The sequence below is a fragment of the Paraburkholderia tuberum STM678 genome, assembly GCF_902833905.1.
GTDB lineage: Bacteria > Pseudomonadota > Gammaproteobacteria > Burkholderiales > Burkholderiaceae > Paraburkholderia > Paraburkholderia tuberum.
The window spans coordinates 43120-65139 of record NZ_CADFGP010000045.1; the positions used below are offsets into that span (position 1 = coordinate 43120).

A 22020-nucleotide genomic window follows, 5' to 3' on the forward strand; every position below is an offset into this window, starting at 1 on the left:
CTCGCGGGCCCGCTCTTCAGTACTTCAGGCTCGACGCGCCGAGCGACGCGGCGCCTCAGTCGAAGCGCCCGGTGCGCGCCATTTCCATCAAACGCGCGATGCGCTCCTCGGTCGCCGGGTGCGTCGAGAACAGACTCGCGATACCGCCGCCCGACAGCGGATTCATGATCATCATCTGCGCGGTGGCCGGATGCGCCTCGGCCGTCGGGAACGGAATGCCGCTCGCATAGCGATGGATCTTGTCGAGCGCCGACGCCAGTGCCTGCGGGTCGCCCGAAATCTGCGCGCCGCCCCGGTCGGCTTCGAATTCGCGCGCACGCGAAATCGCCATCTGGATCAACGCACCGGCAATCGGCGCGAGCAGCGCAACCGCGATGCTCGCGATCGGGTTCGCGGGACGGCCGTTTTCGTCGCGGCCGCCGAAGAACATCGCGAAGTTCGCCAACGCGGAAATCGCGCCGGCCATGGTCGCCGAAATCGTCGAGATCAGAATGTCGCGATGCTTCACGTGCGCGAGTTCGTGCGCCATTACGCCGCGCATTTCGCGCTCGGACAGTACGCGCAGAATGCCGGTGGTCGCCGCGACTGCCGCGTGCTCCGGGTTGCGGCCGGTGGCGAACGCGTTCGGCGCGTCTTCGTTGATCAGGTAGACGCGCGGCATCGGCAGGTTCGCGCGCGTGGCGAGATCGCGCACCATCCGATAGAACTGCGGCGCGCTGTTTTCGTCGACTTCCTGCGCGTTGTACATGCGCAGGACCATCTTGTCGGAGAACCAGTACGAGAAGAAATTCATCCCAAGGGCGATCACGAGCGCGACCATCATGCCGCGCGACCCGCCGATCATCCCGCCGATCACGATGAAAAGGGCCGTAATCGCGGCCATCAACATCGCGGTTTTCACCCAGTTAAACATGTCTGCAACTCCTTGCCCCGAGCGTGGCCTTCATCTCCGTGCCGCGCGATTGCGGCGCCAGATTGTAAGCGAAATGTTAGATATGGGCGATGCGGGAAAATTCAATCATCGCGAGGCGCTCGCGAGTTTGATGCCCAGGCCGACGAACGCGCTGCCGACGCCGCGATCGAGCCAGCGCTTGACCGCCGGTTTGCCCGAGAAACGCTGCGTGACGCTTCCCGCGATCCACGCGACGAAGCTGTTCCAGACCATGCTCATCAGCACGAAGACCGCGCCGAGCGTGAGAAACGCGAAGGTCTTGTGTTCGCTGCCCGTCGTGACGAATTGCGGGAAGAACGACACGAAGAACAGCACGACTTTCGGGTTCAGAACGTTGGTCCAGAAGCCTTGCAGGAACAACTGCCGCAGCGACTTCGGCGTGGACGACGCGCGCGCATCGCCGGCGGGCGCATCCGCGGCCGGCTTCGCGAAAATCAGGCGCACCCCCAGATAGATCAGATAAATCGCGCCGACGAATTTGACGATGGTGAACGCCGTAGCCGACGCGGCCAGCAGCGCGGTCAGTCCAAACGTGCAGGCAAGCGAGTGAATGCAGCAGCCCGCCGAAATGCCGAGCGCCGACATCAGCCCCGCGCCGCGGCCCTGGGCGACGCTGCGCCCGACGATATAAGCGGTATCCGGCCCCGGCGTGATGTTCAGGAGAAAAACCGCGACGATGAAAAACTCGAAATGGACGATGCCGAACATGTGATGCACCCTCGAAAACCTGGTCTGCTGCATGGAGGATTCTAACGCGCGTCGCGCTCGCGGCGGGCGCGGAGAACACCGGCCGAATGGACGATGCTCCGGCGTGCGAGACGCGCTTATTGCGCCTAAGGAAGCTGGAAGCGCTGGCCTGCGGCGAGCGGCGAGCCAGCAATGAATTCGCGCACCGGCAGGCGCTTGCCGCCGGGCTTCTGCAATTGCGTCAGACGCAGTGCACCTTCGCCGCAAGCGACCAGCACACCATCGGGCGCAACCTCGACGATGGTGCCTGGCGCCTTGTTGCTGCCCGACGCCGGCGAGGCTACGGCGGTGGCGGCCCAGATCTTGACGGTGCTGCCGTCGTCGAGCGTGCCGGCGCCGCCGGGGAACGGGTCGAACGCGCGCACCTGACGCGCAAGCGCCTCGGCCGGCCGGCGCCAGTCGAGCGCCGCTTCGTGCTTGGCGATTTTCTCGGCGTAGGTCACGCCGTCGGCCGGTTGCGGGATCGACGTCAGCTTGCCGCTGCGCTCGAGCTCGATCAGTGCGTCGACGATCAGTTGCGCGCCGTCCGCGGCGAGGCGGTCGTGCAGCGTGGCGGTGGTGTCGTCGGCGGAGATGGGGGTGCGTACTTCGGAAAGCATCGCGCCGGTGTCGAGTCCAGCGTCCATCTGCATCAGCGTGATGCCGGTTTGCGCGTCGCCCGCCTCGATCGCGCGATGAATCGGCGCCGCGCCGCGCCAGCGTGGCAGCAGCGACGCGTGGATGTTGATGCAGCCGAAGCGCGGAATGTCGAGCACTTCCTGCGGCAGGATCAGCCCGTAGGCGGCGACAACCATCACGTCGTGCGGCGTCGCGCGCAGTTGCTCGATGCCGGCGGCGGCTTCCTGTGGATATTTGCCAGCGCGGCGCAGCGACGTGGGCTGCGCAACCGCGAGGCCGTGCTCCTGCGCGTAGCGCTTGACCGGACTCGCCTGCAGCTTCATGCCGCGACCCGCCGGCCGGTCCGGCTGCGTCAAGACGAGCGGCACGGCAAACCCGGCGCCATGAATCGCGGCCAGCGCGGCCGCGGCGAATTCCGGTGTGCCGGCAAAGATGACGCGCAACGAATGGCTCATGAATGGGGCGGTAGGCAAGTTGAAAGCGCGTTACATCGCGTGGGCGAGCTTCTTCATCTTGCTCTTGATGCGCGTTTGCTTCAGCGGCGACAGATACTCGACGAACACGTGGCCCATCAGGTGATCCATTTCGTGCTGAATGCACACGGCGAGCAGCCCCTCGCAATCGAGCTCGAACGTTTCGCCCTTCTCGTTGAGCGCACGCACGCGCACTTTCTCGGCACGCTCGACGTTGTCGTAGATCCCGGGCACCGACAGGCAGCCCTCTTCCGACAACTTCCTCTCATCGCTCGACCAGACGATTTCCGGATTGATGAACGCGAGCAGTTCGTCGTGCGTTTCCGACACGTCGATCACGATCACGCGTTCGTGCACGTCCACCTGGGTGGCGGCGAGGCCGACGCCGGGCGCCGCGTACATCGTTTCGGCCATGTCCGCGACGAGACGGCGGATACGGTCGTTGACCTCCGGGACCGGCTTCGCCACCTTGTGCAGCCGTTTGTCCGGGTAATTGAGGATGCTCAGTAAAGCCATGATTTCGAGTGTGATTTGAGACGCCGCCAACCGTTGGAGGCTCGCGTTGGCCATTTGGCCAGGTTGTGAGCCCGTCGTAATACGCAGAGGATAGATGATGTCGAACCGGTTCGATTCAACGCGCCTCGTGCGCCCGACGACGAACCCGCGCCGGTAAGCGCGGCGCCGCGATTATTCGCGGCTCATTGCCGTTTTATTTCCGCGTTTTTATTTCGGATGATGAAAATTTTAGCATGGCGCCCGCCTGCCCGCAGGCCCCGCCAGAGGAGCGACCCGCATGCAGACCTTGCCCGCGACCCGTATCGAACTTGCCGCCTGGCTGCGGTTGTCACTTGCGCCGGGCCTAAAACCCGCGGCGTTGCGCCTGTTGCTGGGCGCATTCGGGCTGCCGCAGGCGCTGTTGGCGCAGTCGCCGGAGACGCTCGCGGAGGTCGCCGGTGACGCCGCGGCGCGCGCGGTGCTGGCGCCGCCCGGTCCAGCGTTCGACGGCCAGCTCGATGCGGTGCTCGCATGGCGCGAGCAGCCGGGCAACCAGATCGTCACGCTCGACGATCCCGCCTATCCGCCCGCGCTGCTGACGTTGCCCGATCCGCCACCGCTCCTATATATAAAGGGCCGGCTTGATCTGCTGCATACGCGCGCGGTCGCGCTGGTAGGCAGCCGCAGCGCGACGCCGCAGGGCATCGAGGATGCGCGGCGGTTCGCGCGAGAGCTGTCGGCGGCGGGCGTGACGGTCGTATCGGGGCTCGCACTCGGCATCGACGGCGCCGCGCATCGGGGCGGGTTGGAAGGTGTCGGCGGAACGGTCGCGGTGGTCGGCACCGGCGCGGACCTCGTCTATCCCGCCGCGCATCAAGCGCTCGCGCGGCAGATCGCGGCGCAGGGTGCGATTCTCTCGGAGTGGCCGCTCGGCACGCCGGCACGCGCCGCCAACTTCCCACAGCGCAACCGGCTGATCGCTGGGTTGGTCAGCGGAGTCGTGATCGTCGAGGCGGCTATGCGTTCCGGTTCGCTCATTACCGCGCGGCTTGCCAATGAGATGGGGCGCGACGTGTTCGCGTTGCCCGGATCGATTTACGCGCCGTTGTCGCGCGGCTGTCATCGGATGATCAAGCAGGGAGCGCGGCTCGTGGAAACGCCTGACGAGGTGCTGGAGGAGCTCGGTTTTGCCCGGCGGCCGGCGGGCGATGCGAGACGCTCGGCGAAGCGGGCCGTGCCGCTGGAGCATGCGGGTTTGCACGTTTCGTCGGGTGGGACCGCTTTGCCCGCTACGACCGCAGCCTTCGCCGACTCACCGGCGTCCGGGCCGGCCCCGCAGCCGGCGCTCGCCCCTGACGCACAGCGTCTGCTCGCCGCGCTCGGCCATTCGCCGACCACGCTTGAAATTCTCGCCGCCCGCACCGAGATGGAGAACGCCGCCCTGCACGCCGCCTTGCTCCGGCTCGAACTCGCCGGCGAGGTCACGCTGCTGCCCGGCGGCCGCTTCATGCGAGCCCATCATGACTGAGCCGAGACTGACCGGCGTCAATGCAGATTGGCAACTTTTCGCGACCGGCCATGCTACATTCGCGCCAAAGCACCCGACAAAACACACAAGGAAATCACTTCATGCCCGCGCTGAACCTCGACACCGACCAGGACCGGATCGCCGAGCGCGTCAACGAACCCGACACGCTGTTCGTTGCATGCCTGTGCGCGGAGTGGTGCGGAACGTGTCGCGAGTACCGGGACTCCTTCAACCAACTGGCCGAGCGGCACCCGGAAGTCTGTTTCGCATGGATCGACATCGAAACTCATGCGGATCGGTTCGACGATCTGGACGTCGAGAATTTCCCGACCGTCCTGATCGAAGACTCGGTGACGACACGGTTTTTCGGTACGGTTTTGCCACAGGTGTCGATCGTCGAGCGGATGCTGTCGGATCTGACCGCGCTGCCCGGCGTAACCGGTGCGCCGAAGCTGCGGCCGACGCTGGCGGTCGCCTGAAGGCGGCCTCGCGCGCCGCCCGGTCAAACGGAAAGCCTCGCGACGCGCGGCTTGCGGCACAGGCCCCCGCCGATCATTTGGGACAGCATCGCGGCTGGCATCGCGGCTGGCATCGCTGTCCGCACGCGGCGTGTGCCGCAGTTGATCAACCGCTGGACGCGCAATTATGATGACGCGCTTTTATGGCACTTGGCCCGTTGGGTTCGCACCTTGTGCTATAAAGCGGTCGTTATTGGGTCGAAAGAGGTCTCAAAGCGAGCGCCGCGCGCCATGTTGGCGCTCAAGGCCACCAACCCGGATCTACCAACCTCACATCGAGTCATGTCCAAAGCACTGATCATCGCCGAAAAGCCTTCTGTCGCGAACGACATCGCGCGCGCTTTGGGCGGCTTTACCAAGCATGACGAGTACTACGAAAGCGACGACTACGTCCTTTCGTCGGCAGTGGGCCACCTGCTGGAAATCGCCGCGCCCGACGACTACGAAGTCAAGCGCGGCAAGTGGAGCTTTGCCAATCTGCCCGTCATTCCTCCGCATTTCGATCTGAATCCGATCGCGAAGAGCGAGTCGCGCCTGAAGGTGCTGACCAGGCTGATGAAGCGCAAGGACATCGACCGTCTGATCAACGCATGCGACGCGGGGCGCGAGGGCGAACTGATTTTCCGCCTGATCGCGCAGCACGCGAAAGCCAAACAGCCGGTGCAACGGCTGTGGCTGCAGTCGATGACGGCCGGCTCGATCCGCGACGGTTTCGCGCGTCTGCGCAGCGACGAAGAGATGCAGCCGCTCGCCGACGCGGCGCGCTGCCGCTCGGAGGCGGACTGGCTCGTCGGCATCAACGGCACGCGCGCGATGACCGCGTTCAACAGCAAGGGCGGCGGCTTTTTCCTGACCACGGTCGGGCGCGTGCAGACGCCGACGCTTTCGATCGTCGTCGAGCGCGAAGAGAAGATTCGACGCTTCGTGCCGCGCGACTACTGGGAAGTGAAGGCGGAGTTCGTCTGCGCGGGCGGCTTCTACGAAGGCCGCTGGTTCGATCCGAAATTCAAGCGCGACGAGTTCGATCCGGAGAAGCGCGATTCGCGCCTCTGGGCGTTGCCAGCGGCAGAGACGATCGTCGCGGCTTGCCGCGGACAGCTCGGCACGGTGACCGAGGAGTCGAAACCGTCGACACAGCTGTCGCCCGCGCTCTTCGACCTGACCAGTCTGCAGCGAGAAGCCAACGGCCGCTTCGGCTTTTCGGCGAAGAACACGCTGGGTCTCGCTCAGGCGCTGTACGAAAAGCACAAGGTTCTGACCTATCCGCGTACCGACGCGCGCGCGCTGCCGGAAGACTATCTGGACACGGTCAAGCAGACGCTCGGCATGCTCAAGGAGAGCAACAACTACCTGCCGTTCGCGAAGCAGGTGCTCGACAAGGGCTGGGTGAAGCCGAACAAGCGCATCTTCGACAACTCGAAGATCAGCGACCACTTCGCAATCATCCCGACGCTGCAGGCGCCGAAGAATCTGTCCGAGCCGGAGCAGAAGCTCTACGACCTCGTCGTGAAGCGCTTCCTCGCCGTGTTCTTCCCTGCCGCCGAATCCCGAGTGACGACGCGTATCACCGAGGTGGTCGGCCATCACTTCAAGACCGAAGGCAAGGTGCTCGTCGAGCCGGGTTGGCTGCAGATCTACGGCCGTGAAACCAGCGGCGATGACGCGAACCTCGTGCCGGTGCAGAAGGACGAAAAGGTCAAGACCGACAAGATCGCCGCGCAGCAACTGATCACGAAGCCGCCCGCACGCTACAACGAAGCGACGCTGCTGTCGGCGATGGAAGGTGCGGGAAAACTGGTCGAAGACGACGAATTGCGCGAAGCGATGGCGGCCAAGGGGCTCGGCACGCCGGCAACGCGCGCGGCGATCATCGAAGGTCTGCTCACCGAAAAGTACCTGATCCGCGAAGGCCGTGATCTGATTCCGACCGCCAAGGCCTTCCAGCTGATGACGCTGCTGCGCGGCCTCGGCGTGAAGGAGCTGACTGCGCCGGAGCTAACCGGCGAATGGGAATACAAGCTGTCGCAGATGGAGCGCGGCAACCTGCCACGCGACGCGTTCATGCAGGAAATCGCGCGCATGACGCAGACTATCGTCAAGCGCGCGAAGGAATACGATTCCGACACGATCCCGGGCGATTACGCGACATTGCAGACACCTTGCCCGAATTGCGGTGGCCAGGTGAAGGAAAACTACCGGCGTTTCGCGTGCTCGAAGTGCGAGTTCTCGATCTCGAAGATTCCGGGCGGCCGTCAGTTCGAGATCGCCGAAGTCGAAGAACTGCTGCAGAACAAGACGATCGGGCCGCTGTCGGGCTTCCGCAGCAAGATGGGGCGGCCGTTCTCGGCGATCCTGAAACTGTCGCTCGACGACGAGATCAAGAATTACAAGCTCGAGTTCGACTTTGGCCAGGACGCGGCCGGCGAAGACGGCGAGCCGCCCGACTTCTCCGATCAGCAGCCGGTCGGCGCGTGTCCGAAGTGCCAAGGCCGCGTTTTCGAGCATGGCATGAGCTACGTCTGCGAAAACTCGGTGGCGAATCCGAAGTCGTGCGACTTCCGTTCCGGCAAGGTGATCCTGCAGCAGGAAATCGCCCGCGAGCAGATGGCCAAACTGCTCGAGGAGGGTCGCACCGATCTGCTGACGAACTTCAAGTCGTCGCGTACCGGCCGTAACTTCAAAGCTTTCCTCGTCAAGCAGAACGACGGCAAGATCGGCTTCGAATTCGAGAAGAAGGAGCCGGCGGCGGCGAAGACCGCAGCGGCGAAGACTTCGGGTGCTCGTTCCGCGGCCAAGGCGATGCCGGAAGCGGACGAAGGTGATACCGCGGTCGCCGTGAAGGCCGAGCCGGCGGAAAAGAAGGTGGCGGCGAAGAAGGCGCCCGCCGCCAAGACCGCGGCGGCCAAGAAGGCACCGGCGAAAAAGGCCGCGGCGCGAAAAACCGGCTAGTAGGGCGAGATTCGGATCGGCGGCTCGCGGTGGTAGCAGGAATAGCTACATTAGCCACCGCAGTCGGCGATCCGTGCACAGCCCGCGGTGTAGTCCGCATCTGTCCATGAAAAAGGCGCAGTCACTTGAGGTGACTGCGCCTTTTTAATGCCCGCCCGCATCGCTGCGGGCTTCGACATTCAGCGATTTACAGCGGCGATAACGCCGTCGGGCGTGGACTGCGATTGGACGACTTCGTCATCGGCTTCGGCACGGCCGGCGACAGCTCGCTATCGAGAAGCCGCGACAGCGGCTCGGCGCCATCGAACGCTTCCGGTGCGCGCGACTCGGCAGTCTCGAACGCGGCCGACGTCGCCGGACGCTCCAGACCGTCCTTGATCCACTGCTCGCCGAGCACGCTGTTCGGCGTCTGGTTGAAGTGCTCGACCAGATGGTCGATGAACGTGCGCACCTTGGCCGGCAGGTGACGGCGGCTTGGGTACGCAATATTGATCTCGACCTGCGGCAAACGATAATCGCCGAGCAAACGCACGAGCCGGCCGCGCGTCATGTCGCGACCGATCAGATAGCTCGGCAGAATCGCAGTGCCCATGCCGAGCAGCGCAAACTGTCTCAGCATCTCCGTGTTGTTCGCGACGATCACGTTCGACGGCCGCACGCGCACTTCGCCTTCCGGCCCCGTAAACACGCGTTCATCGCCCCAGTATTCGGATGGCAGGCTCAGGCACGGGTGCTCGAGCAGATGTTCGGGACGCGTCGGCATGCCATGCTTTTCCAGATAAGCCGGCGTCGCGCAGACGGTCATGCAGCCCGTGGTCAGACGCCGCGTAACGATACTCGCGCTGCGCATTTGCCGCGCGATCACGACGCCGACGTCGAAGCCCTCCTCGACGAGGTCCACCTGACGATCGACCAGCGTGACGTCGGGAATGACTTTCGGATAGCGCTCCGCGTACGTTTGCAGCACGGGCGCGAGGTTATGCAGCCCGAACACGACGGGCGCGACGATGCGTAGCGTGCCGACGGGTTCGTGATTGCGAGCGACCACCATCTGTTCGACGTCTTCCAGTTCGTCGAGAATCTGACGGGCGCGCTCGAGGTAGACCTGACCGGATTCGGTCAGCGACAAGCTGCGGGTCGTGCGATTGAGCAGCCGCGTACCAAGACGGCCCTCGAGGTCGGCAACGTGACGGGTGGCGACCGCGTTGGAAATATCCATGGCGCTCGCGGCGCGGGCAAAACTGCCGAGATCCGCCACCTTGACGAAAACTCGCATCGACTGCAAATGATCCATAGGACAACTCCCTGCCTTGTTACTGCTTCCTGACAATTGGTGAAAACCAGTGAAGCGAACTTGGAATTCTCCTACGACTCGCAAAATCGCGCAGAAGTTGCCCGCAAAATAGGAAATATTGTCAATTTTGGTATGACTGTGTCGATAAAACCGGGGTCCGACCAGCGATTATTCCCAAATCAAAAACAATCTGCTGCGCTGCATCTTGCTGTGTCTTTTTTGTTCGAACAGACGCAACGGTCGTTCGGCCGTTGCGGAACTCGAAAAAACGGAAATAAACCGGGCGCCCAAACGAAAAAACCGCCCGAGGGCGGCTTTTATGCTGAGTGAGCACTCACATAATCAAGCTGTGAGTTTTTCCTCGAGCGCGCGCTTCGCCTCAGTCAGTGCCGGCGGCAGACCGTGTTGCAGCGTGTCAAACAGCTTCGTGTGCAACACGAGCTCGTCGCGCCATGCAGCGTCATCGACGGAAATCACCTGCTCGAACTGCTCGCGGCTGAAGTTCAGCCCGCTCCAGTCGATGTCCTCATAGTGCGGCGAAATGCCGAACGCATGCTCTTCGCCCTGCGCGGTGCCTTCGATGCGGCCGACCATCCAGCTCAGCACGCGCATGTTCTCGCCGAAGCCAGGCCACACGAACTTGCCGTCCGCGCCCTTGCGGAACCAGTTCACGCAGAAGATTTTCGGCAGCTTCGCGCTCAACTGCTGCAGACGCTCGCCGGTCTTCAGCCAATGAGTGAAATAGTCGCTCATGTTGTAGCCGCAGAACGGCAGCATCGCGAACGGATCGCGGCGCACCACGCCCTGCTGTCCAGCCGCCGCGGCGGTGGTTTCAGAGCCCATCGTCGCCGCCATGTAGACGCCCTCGACCCAGTTGCGCGCTTCAGTGACGAGCGGCACGGTGGTCGAGCGGCGGCCACCGAAGATGAATGCGTCGATTGCGACACCGGCCGGGTTTTCCCAGTCCGCGTCGATCGACGGGCACTGCGAAGCCGGCGCCGTGAAGCGCGCGTTCGGATGCGCCGCCTTGCGGCCGGTTTCCTTTGCCTCGGCCGGCGTCCAGTCCTTGCCCTGCCAGTCGATCAGATGCGCCGGCGGCTCGTCGGTCATGCCTTCCCACCAGACGTCGCCGTCGTCGGTCAGCGCGACGTTCGTGAAGATCACGTTTTCCTTCAACGTGGCGAGCGCATTGTAGTTGGTCTTTTCGCTCGTGCCCGGCGCAACGCCGAAGTAGCCGGCTTCCGGATTGATCGCGTACAGGCGGCCGTCCTTGCCCGGCTTGATCCACGCGATGTCGTCGCCGATCGTCGAGATTTTCCAGCCGTTCAGGCCCGCCGGCGGGATCAGCATCGCAAAGTTGGTCTTGCCGCACGCCGACGGGAACGCCGCCGCCACGTGATGCTTGCGCCCGTCCGGCGAGGTGACGCCGAGAATCAGCATATGTTCGGCGAGCCAGCCCTCGTCGCGGCCCATCGTCGATGCGATGCGCAGCGCGAAGCACTTCTTGCCGAGCAGCGCATTGCCGCCATAGCCCGAGCCAAAGCTCCAGATTTCGCGCGATTCGGGGAAATGCACGATGTACTTGGTCTTGTTGCAAGGCCACGACACGTCCTGCTCGCCCGCCGCGAGCGGCGCACCGACCGAATGCACGCACGGCACGAACTCGCCGTCCTCGCCGAGCACGTCATACACCTTGCGGCCCATGCGCGTCATGATGCGCATATTGGTCACGACATACGGGCTGTCGCTCAACTCGACGCCGATATGCGCGATCGGCGAGCCGAGCGGGCCCATCGAGAACGGCACCACGTACATCGTGCGGCCGCGCATCGCGTCATCGAACAGGCCGTCGAGCGTCGAGCGCATTTCGGCCGGGGCGATCCAGTTGTTGGTGGGGCCGGCGTCCTCGGCGCGCTGCGAGCAGATGAAGGTGCGATCCTCGACGCGCGCGACGTCGGACGGATCGGACCAGGCGAGATAGGAATTGGGACGCTTGGCGGGGTTGAGTTTCTTCAGCGTTCCGGCTTCGACCATCTGCGCGCACAGGCGGTCATATTCTTCCTGCGAGCCGTCGCACCAGACCACTTTTTCAGGCTTGGTCAGCGCGGCGATGCGCTGGACCCAGTCGATCAGCTTGCGGTGTTTGATCCATGTGGGCGCCTCGATAGTGGGCTGGCCTTCGAACGAGGGATGATTCATCGACTTGTCTCCGTTTGAAGCAATAGAAAAACGGTACAAGCCCGCGGGACGCTGCATGCGAGTGGCATTGAATTCATCGCGCCGACGTGTCAATTTTCCACTGGCGGCGCATGATTGCGCAGATCGTCCTGGGCCACACAGCTTGCCAGGCGGAGGCGCGCTTCCTACAAGGCTTCTGCAACCTTGTGTAAAGCGGCTTGCCTCAACACGCAACAAACTGCTAAAAACGTTCTCAATTCGCCCTCACGTAGCGTTGCCGTTCTTTTGTGTGCGACAGCTTCTACGGTAGGGCATCTAGCCAGACTAACGTGTGACCTAAGTCACATGGTGGGACAGTCAGCATAACATTCGGTTCGCACCAATGAGGTGCGCCGCAAATTACATACCATGAAGATTGCCATCCTCGACGATTACCAGGACGCCGTTCGCAAGCTCGACTGCTTTCAATTGCTGGCCGACCAGGAAGTCAAAGTATTCAACAATACCGTGCGCGGTCTCGGACAACTTGCGAGCCGTCTTGCGGAAGTCGACGCCCTCGTCCTGATTCGCGAACGTACCCGCGTCACGTCGCAACTACTCGACAAGCTGCCGCGTTTGCGCATGATCAGTCAGACTGGCAAAGTGTCGAGCCACATCGATCTAGGGGCCTGTACCGAGCGCGGCATTGCCGTGCTCGAGGGCAGCGGTTCGCCGGTCGCGCCGGCCGAACTGACGTGGGCACTCATCATGGCCGCCCAACGGCGTATTCCGCAATACGTGGCAAACCTTAAACAGGGCGCCTGGCAGCAGTCGGGGCTGAAGACGTCGGCGCTGCCGCCGAACTTCGGTTTGGGGCAAGTGCTGCGCGGACAGACGCTAGGGATCTGGGGCTACGGCAAGATCGGCCGACTGCTCGCTGGCTACGGCAAGGCGTTCGGCATGAACGTGCTGATCTGGGGCCGCGAGCACTCGCGCGAAGCCGCTCGAGCCGATGGTTACAGCGTCGCGGCGAGTCGTGAGGAACTGTTCGGGACCAGCGATGTGCTGTCCCTGCATCTGCGTCTGCACGACGACACGCGTGGCATCGTCAAGCAGGACGATTTGATGCGCATGAAACCGACCGCGCTGCTCGTGAACACGAGCCGCGCCGAGCTGCTCGAAGAGAGTGCGCTGGTGAACGCGCTGTCGCACAACCGTCCGGGGATGGTCGCGATCGACGTCTACGAAAGCGAGCCGATCCTGCAAGGCTATAGCCTGCTGCGCATGGAGAACGTGATCTGCACGCCGCACATCGGCTACGTGGAGCGGGAGAGCTACGAACTGTATTTTTCGGCGGCGTTCAACAACATCCTCGCGTTCGATGCCGGCGATACCGCCAGTGTCGCAAATCCGGAGGCGTTGCAGGGCGGGCGCCGGCGGTGATTGGTGGGCGAGGCGGCCGGCGGATCAGATGTGTGCCCGCCCCGCCGCGTCGCTCATCGCGCTTCGTGCGCTCCCGCCTCCATCAATGCAGGGATACGTTCAAGGAAGACCTCACCGTCGGCACGGCCAAGGTTATAGGCGTGCACCATCTGCGACGGACTCGTGTAATCCCAACTCGAAATCGGCACCTTGCGCGACGGTTGCACGTAAAGCCGCTGCTGCACGCCGTGTGGCACGACGAACATCTGCGGCCGCGGATAAAGACGCGTGACCATCACGAGCACGTTGCCCGGCGCGTCGGCATCTAGCGCGCCGACCGGCACGTTGTCGACCATGCCGCCGTCCAGCACCGGCCGGCCGTTGCGCCGCAGAACCGGCGTGAACGGCGGTGTACTCGACGATTGCAGGATCAGGTCGGCCAACTCGTCGACGCTCGCGCAATCCTGCGCGCGCACGAATTCCGGATGAAAGCCAAGCGTCCGACCGAGCGTCGGATGCAGCGTCTTGCGCACGTATTTTTCGATGTTGTACGCGACCAGCCCTGCCGCGACCGCACTTCTCGCGCCGAGCCAGCGCGGCAGATGCGACACGCCGATGCGGATTTCCGGCGCCTGCGCGAGCCTGGAAAACTTGTCGCCATAGATATCGAGCAGCGCCTGACGGTAGATCCGGTAATGCGGGAACACCGACTCGCCGCGCAGCAGATTGCCCCAGTAGGCGTTGCGCGTGTTATGGCGCAGTGCGTCTTCGTAATAGCGCATAACCCAGTCGGCGTCGCCGCGCGTGTAAATCATGCACGCGGTTGCGGCGCCGGCCGAAATGCCGGTGATCACGCGCGGACGGATGTCGAGCTGCGGCTGCACGACGTCCCAGAAACCCGCCTGCCACCAGCAGCGGTTGCCGCCGCCCGCGAATACGACCTGATCGAACATGCTGCTTTTCCTTGCTTTCCTTTGCTCTTGCTGCGCGCAGATTGTGTTGGCGGCCCCCTCGGGTCCGACGCGCATTCACTCGAGCAGCGCGTAAGTCGTAGTGGCTTGAACCGCCATGTTGCCGCCTTCGTCGAACAGTTCGACTTCGCCAAACACGAGATTGCGGCCCATGCGCAGCACGCGCGCCTTGATCAGCACATCGCCCTTGCGGACCGCGCGCATGAAGTTGATGTTCAGCGACACCGTGCTCATCGGCTTGAAGCCGCCGAGCGCGGCGGTGATGGCGACGACCATCGCCGTATCCGCGGCCGCCATGAATACCTGGCCGCTGATCATGCCGCCCGAGTGTCGCCACTCGCCAGAGAACGGCAGACGCAGCGTGGCACTTTCCTCGTCGACCTTGATCGGCGTCAACGTGAGCGCCCGGACCCATGGGGCGAGAACTCGGTCGAGCAGCTCGGTAATCTCTTTGTCATCCATGGGAATCCCCGGGCGAAAGTCGCGATGCTGCGTGCGGGAGGTGTCCGCGACATGATACCGGCAGCGTTGGACGCGTCGATATTTTCGGGATGGCGGCTTTGTCGAGGGAACGCTCAAGTTCGGGCGATGCGATCTTTTTAATAACACTGCGAAAAGGGCTTGGCAATCTCAAAAAGATCCTGCATAATTTCGCTTCTGTTGGGGGCGTTAGCTCAGTTGGTAGAGCAGCGGACTCTTAATCCGTAGGTCGAGTGTTCGAGTCACTCACGCCCCACCACCGAATTCTGTAGTTGAAAATCAAGCACTTGCGAGCGATCGCGGTGCTTTTTTTTCGTCTGTAGCCCGTGCGGGCTAGCATCGAAAACTGGCCTTTGCCGGAAAACTGCCGGAACGGAAGAATCCAGACCAAGCGATCTCAATCTTTCGCATGGAGTCTGGAAATGGCCCATATCAGTCAACGTGGTGCTTACTGGCGCGCTAAAGTCCGCCGGCGGGGTTACAAGCCCGTCTATCGATCGTTCGACACCAAACACAGCAAGCGCAGCAATGGGCTCGCAGGATGGAGTCGGAGATGGATAGCGGGGCATATGTCGATCGCACGGAAGCCGAGCGGACCACGCTCCTCGAGGCGCTGGAGCGGTATCGTCCCAGAAAAGCACCACCCCTATCAGGAAAACCGGCGCATCCAACGCTGGATCAGCAACCCTCTGTCGCATCGAACTCCAGCCAACTTGCGCGGCGCGGATTTCGCAAAGTATCGAGACGAACGCCGGGCGGCCGGGCGCACAGAGAACACCATCCGACTCGAACTCCAGGTCATCAGCCACCTCTTCGAGATCGCCCGCAAGGAATGGGGCATGGAAGCGCTGATGAACCCCCTGAAGAACATTCGCAAGCCGTCCGGCAGCGAGGCAAGAGATCGACGCCTCCGCCCTGGCGAATTTGAACTGCTGCACGCACTCCTATCGACCAGTGGCAATCCGCACGCAGCGCTCGCCTTCGAACTCGCGATTGAAACCAGCCTGCGACAAGGCGCGCTCTGTAGCGTGCAATGGGAATGGCTCGATCTCGGGAATCGCCTCCTCCATTTCCCTCCCGGCGCCCGTGGCGCAGAGAATAAGGGGGTGCCGGCCGTTCTTCCACTGTCCCGCCGGGCCATCGCTGTATTTCGCAACCTTGCGGCGATTGCGGAAGACCCAGAGGCGCGCGCCAACCGTTCGCGACTAGGTCCTTCCGATGTAGCCGCAGAGAAGCTGACGGGACGAGTATTCGCGACGAGCGTCAACGCGGTGATCTGCATCTGGAAACGAACACTCAAGAAGGCCAGCTTAGACGACCCCGAAGTGAGCACCCTTCGATGGCATGACCTACGCCACGAGGCAGCAAGCCGCTTCTTCGAGAAAGGTCTGCATCCGATGGAGGTCGCAAGCCTTACCGGCCACAAATCTATGCAAATGCTAAAAAGATACACACATCTGCGCCCAGAAAGCCTGTTGCACAAACAGGGATAACGCGCCTCTACGGCCTCAGATGTTGAGCACCGAACGGAAGCAATTTCCACACAATGCTCAACCGGTCGGCGAGACGACCATCCAGCGTACCGCTAACGCAACGTCACGCCCGCCTCGCACGGCGGGCATGCCGCATGACGTCGCTCCACGCAACCTCCTCACGAATTCGGCTGGGCATACACCAACAACTGCCACTCGATCTTACCCAGCCCCGGAGCATGCTGATGATGGTTTTGGGGAGGCAGCGTGTGCCCCTTCGCAATCGCGATTTCATCCCCGCACACTGCACACCGATAAATGCCAGCGTTCGTCGCCTCGCTCCCCGGCGGATGCTTCGTGTCATACGCCGAGCTGTCGCCCGTTCGGAGGTACTGACCGTACTTGTACTGCGCCATCTTTCTTCTCCTTGTTTTCAAAAATTGAAGAGCATCAACGGCCACAACTCTGCACTGGCAATGCCCTCGTGCTTCCCCGCGCTCATCCAAGCGAACACACGCATCAGGCGCGCCAACAAAGTATGCAACAAACAGAACACTCCATGCAACTTATGTGGACTTTCCCGCAACGAATACCATATAATTCGACTCAAATATAGCGCCTCCTACCCCTTGGTGGCGAGCATGTGTCTTTGGAGTAGGTATGGAACACTTCCCGATAATTCAGGCCCTATGCCGCGCAGCCTTGGCTGGCGCCTCACCGGCCCTACGCAAGCAGGTCGAGCGCCTCAGAGACGCGTTGAACGAGGAAGGGCAAACAAAGCAAGCCGCGTCTCTGACCGGCCTTATCGTCGCAAGTGAACGCAATGTTGAGGTCGCCCCCAGCAAGCTCACCGCGTCGCGAGGGTTCGTGGGTGGCGAAGTACTGACGCCTAACACTCTCCCCCCTGTTGACCGTGAAACGTCTGCGCCCCTTGCCGAAATCATCTTCCCATCCAGCATTCAAGCCGAACCACCTCTATTCAATGCCGCGGTGACACACGCGGTTGGATCTGTAATCGAAGAGCTAGCAAATGCCGATGCGTTTCACGGTATGGGGGTTCAACCGGCAAGAACATGCTTGATCTTCGGGCCGCCAGGAACTGGCAAGACCCGCCTCGCCCTGTGGATGGCACGCGAACTCAATTTGCCCGTTGTTCTCGTAAAGCTCGATGGGCTGATCTCGTCGTTCCTAGGAACTACGGCACGGAATATTGCAAATCTGTTCGCATTTGCAAATAGATACCAATGCCTTCTGTTGCTAGATGAATTTGATGCAATCGCAAAAGTTAGAGATGACCCCCAAGAGGTTGGAGAAATCAAACGTGTCGTCAACGCGTTGCTTCAGAATCTTGATCTCCGAAAGGAGAATGGATTTACGATTGGCATAACAAATCATGCGCGCCTATTGGATTCAGCAGTGTGGCGCCGCTTTGAGGTCCAGCTTGAGATACCCAAGCCAGAGTTTGATATTAGGATAGAGATTGCCCGAGCTTTCATGGCACCCCTTACCCCGCCCAGCAGCCATTTACGCCTCATCGCATGGTTTACGCAGGGTGCAAGTGGTGCCGAAATCGAAATGCTCGTGCGCACATATAAGAAGGCAAGCGTTGTCAACAAAGATTCGGCTCAGGGACTTCTCGACACTCTTCAGCAGTTCGCTACTCGCAATGCGGCACGCGTGGAAGAATCTAGGCGTGCGCTCTTATTTTCGGAACCTGGGACTCTTTTTAGAGCGATGAAAAGCGATCCAGACTTGAATTTCTCTCTTGCCGATATTGGCGAGGTGGCAGGTAGAGACAAATCGACTGTAAGTCGTCAAATTGGAAAACCGGCACGCAGCATCAACTGAGAGGAAGAGTAAATGGTTAGCCCGATCCAAATTGTTCTGAATCCAGACAACTTCCACGAAGCCCGAGAAACGGGAGGTGGAGGCCCGGGGAAAGATTTTTTTGCGGATCGGGATCAGCAGTTTGCCGAACACAAACACAATCTCTCCAATCAACTACAAGCAATTGCTCAGTATCTTGAGTCTCAACCCGAGACAGATATCGGCTTCATCAAGGTAATTCTTCGCCGCGAAGCATGGGCAAAGAGCCATCGACCGGTGAAGGCTCTATTCAAAGCTCCACGAACCCCTGTTGTGGGTGGAGGAGACCTTGGCGTCATGATCGTCCAAGTCAATCCGGACGCGTTGCGCGATATTGCGGCTCAGATACTTCGCGCGGAACCCGATACAACATGGCGCTTTGTAGAAGCGCTCGAGCGAGAGTTGCCGCACCCATCTGGACGTCGCAGCGAAGCAGGTGCCATAGACCGCATCGAACTCTATAGCGCTGAAGATCGGCGGGACTTTTCCGTCGAAGAAGCCGTTGCGTGGCTGTCCAACCCATTGACGGGTAGTTCATATCTACTTGAGCTCTTTGAAGTTCCTCCACAACGGTCGCTCTGGGACACTTATGACGAGAGCCATCGTCGTATGTATCGATCTTTCGTCGAAGGTCTGGCGCGAGTTGGGCGGGGCCTGTCTGTTCAGCTACTCACATCGAGAGAGCAACGCCAAAAGCTCCTATCAGTACGTCTCAGTCAATCAAACGTCGCTCCGACGCTGCGACTATCAACCGTCGCGACCGAACGCCGACACGAAAAGGCGATTTTCGATCCCAGTGTCGAACGCCACATGTCACTACTCGCGTTTCTCGACAAGCATCCGCTGGTGCGACACGTGAGTTTGCCCGGCATCGTAGTCCAGTCGGAAACGACGCGCCAACGCTCCAAACCAGACCGCGCCACCATTCCTCAGCGTGATTCCACGCGAACGTACCCGAAGCTAGGAATCATCGACGGCGGCCTCGGTGAAGCACTCTCCGACTGGGTGACCGCAAAGTGGGATCTGATAGCCGACGGGGACGCCAATCAGGAACATGGCACGTTTATCGGTGGCCTCGCCGTTGCTGGCGCTAGCCTTAACGGCACGGCATGTTGCCCCGAACTCGACGGCACAGAGCTCATGGATGTCTCCGTCTTTCCCGACGTTAGCCAACAGGGTGTCTTCAGCAGCTATTACCCGGACGGCGTACCGCAGTTCTTTGACGAAGTTGAATCGGCCGTCGCCGATATGCGAGCGCGTCATGGTGTTCGCATATTCAATATGAGCTTGAATGTAGTACAACCGGCACGTCCCGATCGATACAGCCCATACGCTAGCCGCCTTGACCAAATAGCCGACACACATGATGCTCTCTTCTTTGTGTCTGCCGGGAACCTCGGTCCCCGGGAAATGCGGAATGAATGGTCGGCCGATCCTCTAACGGCATTATCCGATCTGGCTGCTGCGCGTAATGATGGATTGTTCATGCCCGCCGAAAGCGTACGAAACGTTTCAGTCGGGGCAGTTAATCCCGACGGACACGACACCGCGATTACACATGCACCGAGCCGCTACAGTCGAAGAGGTCCCGGACTTCGCGCCGGTGGCAAACCGGACCTCGCACATATCGGTGGCTGGGGAAGCGCCCACCCCACTCTCGGTCATGGCCTGTTTTCAGTTCACCCGGATGGCACCCTTGCAGATGGTTGCGGCACAAGCTACGCCACTCCGCTCGTCGCAAAAACTGCTGCAGTATTGGATCACCTGATCGAAGGCGAAGTTTCTCGGGAAACACTTATCGGTCTCTTGGTCCATCATGCCAAGACTCCTGCCGCCCTCGAAGAGAGAGCGCTGACACGCATCGCCCGACACCTAGTGGGCTTTGGCATACCTCCGTCGGCTCAAGAAATTCTTGTGAAAGACGATCACGAGATCACATTAGTGATTGCGTCTCGTATCCGCCGCAACCAACAAGTGGTGTTCCGTTTCCCTTGGCCTCCGTCGTTGGTTGGCGAAGGTGGTCGCTGCCGTGGTAAAGCCAAATTGACTCTGGTCTCGTCCCCGCCGATTGATTCGGTATTCGGTGCCGAGTATGTCCGAGTCAACGTCGATGCGGCTCTTCAACAAGAGCAAGCTAACGGCCGCTGGAAAGGTCGCCTTGATCCTATCTATTTGCCCGGTGGAGCAGACTCGCCGACCGTCGAGGCGGAGCTGGTAGAGCACGGCATGAAATGGAGTCCCGTAAAGATGTACGAAAAAACCATGCCGCGAGGTGTGGGGCCTTCATCCAATTGGCGTCTCGCCATTGAATATCTTACGAGGTCCGCAGAGGAGGTACCCGACAACGGTGTTCCCTTTACTGCAATATTGACTATTTCGGACCCGGAACGTCGGCACCCTGTTTTCAACGAGATGCGCCAAACACTGACCGCACAGGGCATCCAAATTTCCGACATTCGAACAGCCGCACGAATCACGCCGCGTGTTTGACGTTCGGTCATCCAATTGACACACGTGACAATTGCCGGCGAACGCCTATCCTGCCTTAGAACGAATGGCACTTACTTAAGCCTACATGGAGGAGAAGACGCGGGTAAGTGCTTGAAGAGAAAGGGAGGGGGCTGATCCAGGGATTGATACGATGGTTGTTACCAGGCAAACACCGTCTCATTCCAAAGATCAGCCCCCATGGATCGTAATGCACGAAGTCATCACAGGCAAACACGAAGCAGGGTTCAAAGCCGGGCGTGCAGGGCCCAGGCGGTAGACTACTTCAACATACTGACGAGCCCGGGGCTGTTGGGCATAACGGAAGCGTATTTGCCAGAACATCGGGAACGGCTGTATCCGCCGACGGTGACACTGTCGATGTTCATGCGCCAGGCGCTGGAAGAGGACGCCTCCTGTCAGAAGGCAGTCAACGGGTGGGCGGCGCAGCGAGCTGCCGACGGGCTGCGGCCCATGAGTGTGCGTACGGGAGGCTACTGCCGCGCTCGCCAGAGACTGCCGCTGACGATGGTGCGGGAGTTGGCGCGCGAGACGGGGCGCCAACTGCATGAGCAGGCCGAGCCTGCCTGGAAGTGGCGCGGGCGCCCGGTCAAGCTGGTTGACGGCACCGGGATCTCGATGCCCGATACGCCGTCGAACCAGGCCCGTTTCCCGCAGTCCAGTGCTCAGGCCGAAGGAGTGGGCTTTCCATTGGCCTATCTGGTTGCGGTGATCTGTCTGGCAAGCGGCGCAGTACTGGAGTCGGCGGTCGGAACTTACGCGGGCAAAGGCAGCGGGGAGCTGACGGCGTTTCGCATGCTGCAAGGCACGTTTCGCAAAGGTGACGTGATCGTCGCCGATGCCTTGTACTGCCACTACTTTCTGATGGCCTCAATGATCGCCGCCGGGGTGGACGTCGTGATGGAACAGCATGGGGCACGCCGCACCGACTTTCGGCGAGGCCGGTCCCTGGGCACGCGCGATCACATTGTGACGTGGCCCAAACCCCGGCAGCGTCCTGACTGGATGACGCATGAGCAGTACCAGGCCTTCCCCGATGANCTGATGGTGCGCGAGTCCAGGCTGCATCACCGGGTGCTGGTCACCACGATGCTTGATGCACGCAAGACCAGCAAACAGGACCTCTCGCAGTTGTACGCCAGGCGCTGGAACGTGGAACTGGATCTACGTAACATCAAGACGACGATGGGCATGGATGTGCTGCATTGCCAGACTGCCCACATGAACGAAAAGGAGATCTGGGTCCATCTGCTGGCCTACAACGTGATTCGGCTGCTGATGGCTCAGGCCGCCAGTCACCATGCCACTGACCCGAGAACACTGAGTTTCAAACACACGGTGCAGTTATGGACTGAATGGCTGGCCAGAGGTCTGACGGCAACTCACAACCAGAGTCTCCTGTTCAACCTGATCACGCAGTCTTGCGTTGGGAGTCGCCCCGGTCGCATCGAACCACGAATGCGCAAACGAAGACCGAAGTCCTACCCATGGCTGAAAGAGCCTCGTCACATCGCACGTGAGCGCGTCCAAAAATATGGGCACGCTCCACGGGCTTAAGTAAGTGCCATTC

Annotated in this window: 18 protein-coding genes and 1 tRNA gene; 10 read left to right on the forward strand and 9 right to left on the reverse strand. The window is 61.3% G+C overall.

What is annotated here, in order from left to right; genetic code table 11:
• Positions 1–55: 55 nt before the first annotated feature.
• The 4 genes from htpX to def all read right to left on the reverse strand — a co-directional run bounded on the left by htpX (position 56) and on the right by def (position 3306).
• Entirely contained in the window at positions 56–913 is an 858-nt protein-coding gene (htpX, locus tag HWY30_RS30240; protein WP_018418965.1) for a zinc metalloprotease HtpX, read from the reverse strand.
• 105 nt (positions 914–1018) lie between these two features.
• Positions 1019–1660, reverse strand: a complete 642-nt coding sequence (locus tag HWY30_RS30245; protein WP_090802243.1) for a LysE family translocator — start codon at positions 1658–1660, stop codon at positions 1019–1021.
• Between the two features lie 125 nt (positions 1661–1785).
• On the reverse strand, positions 1786–2772 hold the full coding sequence (fmt, locus tag HWY30_RS30250) for a methionyl-tRNA formyltransferase (RefSeq protein WP_090802244.1): 987 nt from the start codon (positions 2770–2772) through the stop codon (positions 1786–1788).
• Positions 2773–2802: 30 nt separating this feature from the next.
• A complete protein-coding gene (def, locus tag HWY30_RS30255; protein ID WP_090805503.1) occupies positions 2803–3306 on the reverse strand; it encodes a peptide deformylase in 504 nt (167 codons plus the stop codon).
• Between the two features lie 277 nt (positions 3307–3583).
• Here def and dprA point away from each other — a divergent pair, with 277 nt between their 5' ends.
• From dprA to HWY30_RS30270, 3 genes are all read left to right on the forward strand, one after another.
• Complete coding sequence (gene dprA, locus HWY30_RS30260; protein ID WP_090802245.1) at positions 3584–4813, forward strand: DNA-processing protein DprA; 1230 nt, start codon at positions 3584–3586, stop codon at positions 4811–4813.
• Positions 4814–4914: 101 nt separating this feature from the next.
• Positions 4915–5292: a thioredoxin family protein gene (locus HWY30_RS30265; protein WP_090802247.1), complete on the forward strand. Its 378-nt coding sequence runs from the start codon at positions 4915–4917 to the stop codon at positions 5290–5292.
• 321 nt (positions 5293–5613) lie between these two features.
• Complete coding sequence (locus HWY30_RS30270; RefSeq protein WP_090802248.1) at positions 5614–8280, forward strand: DNA topoisomerase III; 2667 nt, start codon at positions 5614–5616, stop codon at positions 8278–8280.
• Positions 8281–8467: 187 nt separating this feature from the next.
• Here HWY30_RS30270 and HWY30_RS30275 read toward each other — a convergent pair whose 3' ends face one another.
• Positions 8468–9574, reverse strand: coding sequence for a LysR family transcriptional regulator (locus HWY30_RS30275; RefSeq protein WP_090802249.1), 1107 nt, complete (start codon positions 9572–9574; stop codon positions 8468–8470).
• 39 nt (positions 9575–9613) lie between these two features.
• On the opposite strand from HWY30_RS30275, the gene HWY30_RS30280 reads away from it, so the two are divergent.
• Positions 9614–9904: a hypothetical protein gene (locus tag HWY30_RS30280; protein WP_143037123.1), complete on the forward strand. Its 291-nt coding sequence runs from the start codon at positions 9614–9616 to the stop codon at positions 9902–9904.
• 12 nt (positions 9905–9916) lie between these two features.
• On the opposite strand, the gene HWY30_RS30285 is transcribed toward HWY30_RS30280, so the two are convergent.
• The gene (locus tag HWY30_RS30285; RefSeq protein ID WP_090802251.1) at positions 9917–11773 is read right to left on the reverse strand and encodes a phosphoenolpyruvate carboxykinase (GTP); all 1857 of its coding nucleotides are present in this window, start codon (positions 11771–11773) and stop codon (positions 9917–9919) included.
• A gap of 387 nt (positions 11774–12160) precedes the next feature.
• Here HWY30_RS30285 and HWY30_RS30290 point away from each other — a divergent pair, with 387 nt between their 5' ends.
• Positions 12161–13174 carry a D-2-hydroxyacid dehydrogenase family protein gene (locus HWY30_RS30290; protein WP_090802252.1) on the forward strand — a complete coding sequence of 338 codons (1014 nt, stop codon included), beginning with the start codon at positions 12161–12163 and terminating at the stop codon, positions 13172–13174.
• Positions 13175–13227: 53 nt separating this feature from the next.
• Here the strand turns inward: HWY30_RS30290 and HWY30_RS30295 are convergent, their stop codons facing one another.
• The gene (locus tag HWY30_RS30295; protein ID WP_090805505.1) at positions 13228–14106 is read right to left on the reverse strand and encodes a patatin-like phospholipase family protein; all 879 of its coding nucleotides are present in this window, start codon (positions 14104–14106) and stop codon (positions 13228–13230) included.
• A gap of 75 nt (positions 14107–14181) precedes the next feature.
• Positions 14182–14586 (reverse strand): PaaI family thioesterase, encoded by a 405-nt coding sequence (locus HWY30_RS30300; RefSeq protein ID WP_018418954.1) that lies wholly within the window; start codon positions 14584–14586, stop codon positions 14182–14184.
• Between the two features lie 201 nt (positions 14587–14787).
• Between HWY30_RS30300 and HWY30_RS30305 the strand changes: the two genes are divergently transcribed.
• Together HWY30_RS30305 and HWY30_RS30310 are read left to right on the forward strand one after the other, a co-directional pair.
• Positions 14788–14863, forward strand: a tRNA-Lys gene (locus HWY30_RS30305).
• Positions 14864–15026: 163 nt separating this feature from the next.
• Positions 15027–16097, forward strand: a complete 1071-nt coding sequence (locus HWY30_RS30310; RefSeq protein WP_090802254.1) for a tyrosine-type recombinase/integrase — start codon at positions 15027–15029, stop codon at positions 16095–16097.
• Positions 16098–16255: 158 nt separating this feature from the next.
• Here the strand turns inward: HWY30_RS30310 and HWY30_RS30315 are convergent, their stop codons facing one another.
• Complete coding sequence (locus HWY30_RS30315) at positions 16256–16492, reverse strand: hypothetical protein (protein WP_090802255.1); 237 nt, start codon at positions 16490–16492, stop codon at positions 16256–16258.
• A gap of 244 nt (positions 16493–16736) precedes the next feature.
• Here HWY30_RS30315 and HWY30_RS30320 point away from each other — a divergent pair, with 244 nt between their 5' ends.
• The 3 genes from HWY30_RS30320 (at position 16737) to HWY30_RS30330 (ending at position 22007) form a co-directional block, all read left to right on the forward strand.
• Complete coding sequence (locus tag HWY30_RS30320; protein WP_090802257.1) at positions 16737–17924, forward strand: AAA family ATPase; 1188 nt, start codon at positions 16737–16739, stop codon at positions 17922–17924.
• A 12-nt stretch (positions 17925–17936) separates the two neighbouring features.
• Positions 17937–20432, forward strand: coding sequence for a S8 family peptidase (locus tag HWY30_RS30325; RefSeq protein ID WP_090802258.1), 2496 nt, complete (start codon positions 17937–17939; stop codon positions 20430–20432).
• A gap of 198 nt (positions 20433–20630) precedes the next feature.
• Positions 20631–22007 carry an IS4 family transposase gene (locus HWY30_RS30330; protein WP_176078971.1) on the forward strand — a complete coding sequence of 459 codons (1377 nt, stop codon included), beginning with the start codon at positions 20631–20633 and terminating at the stop codon, positions 22005–22007.
• Positions 22008–22020: the final 13 nt, after the last annotated feature.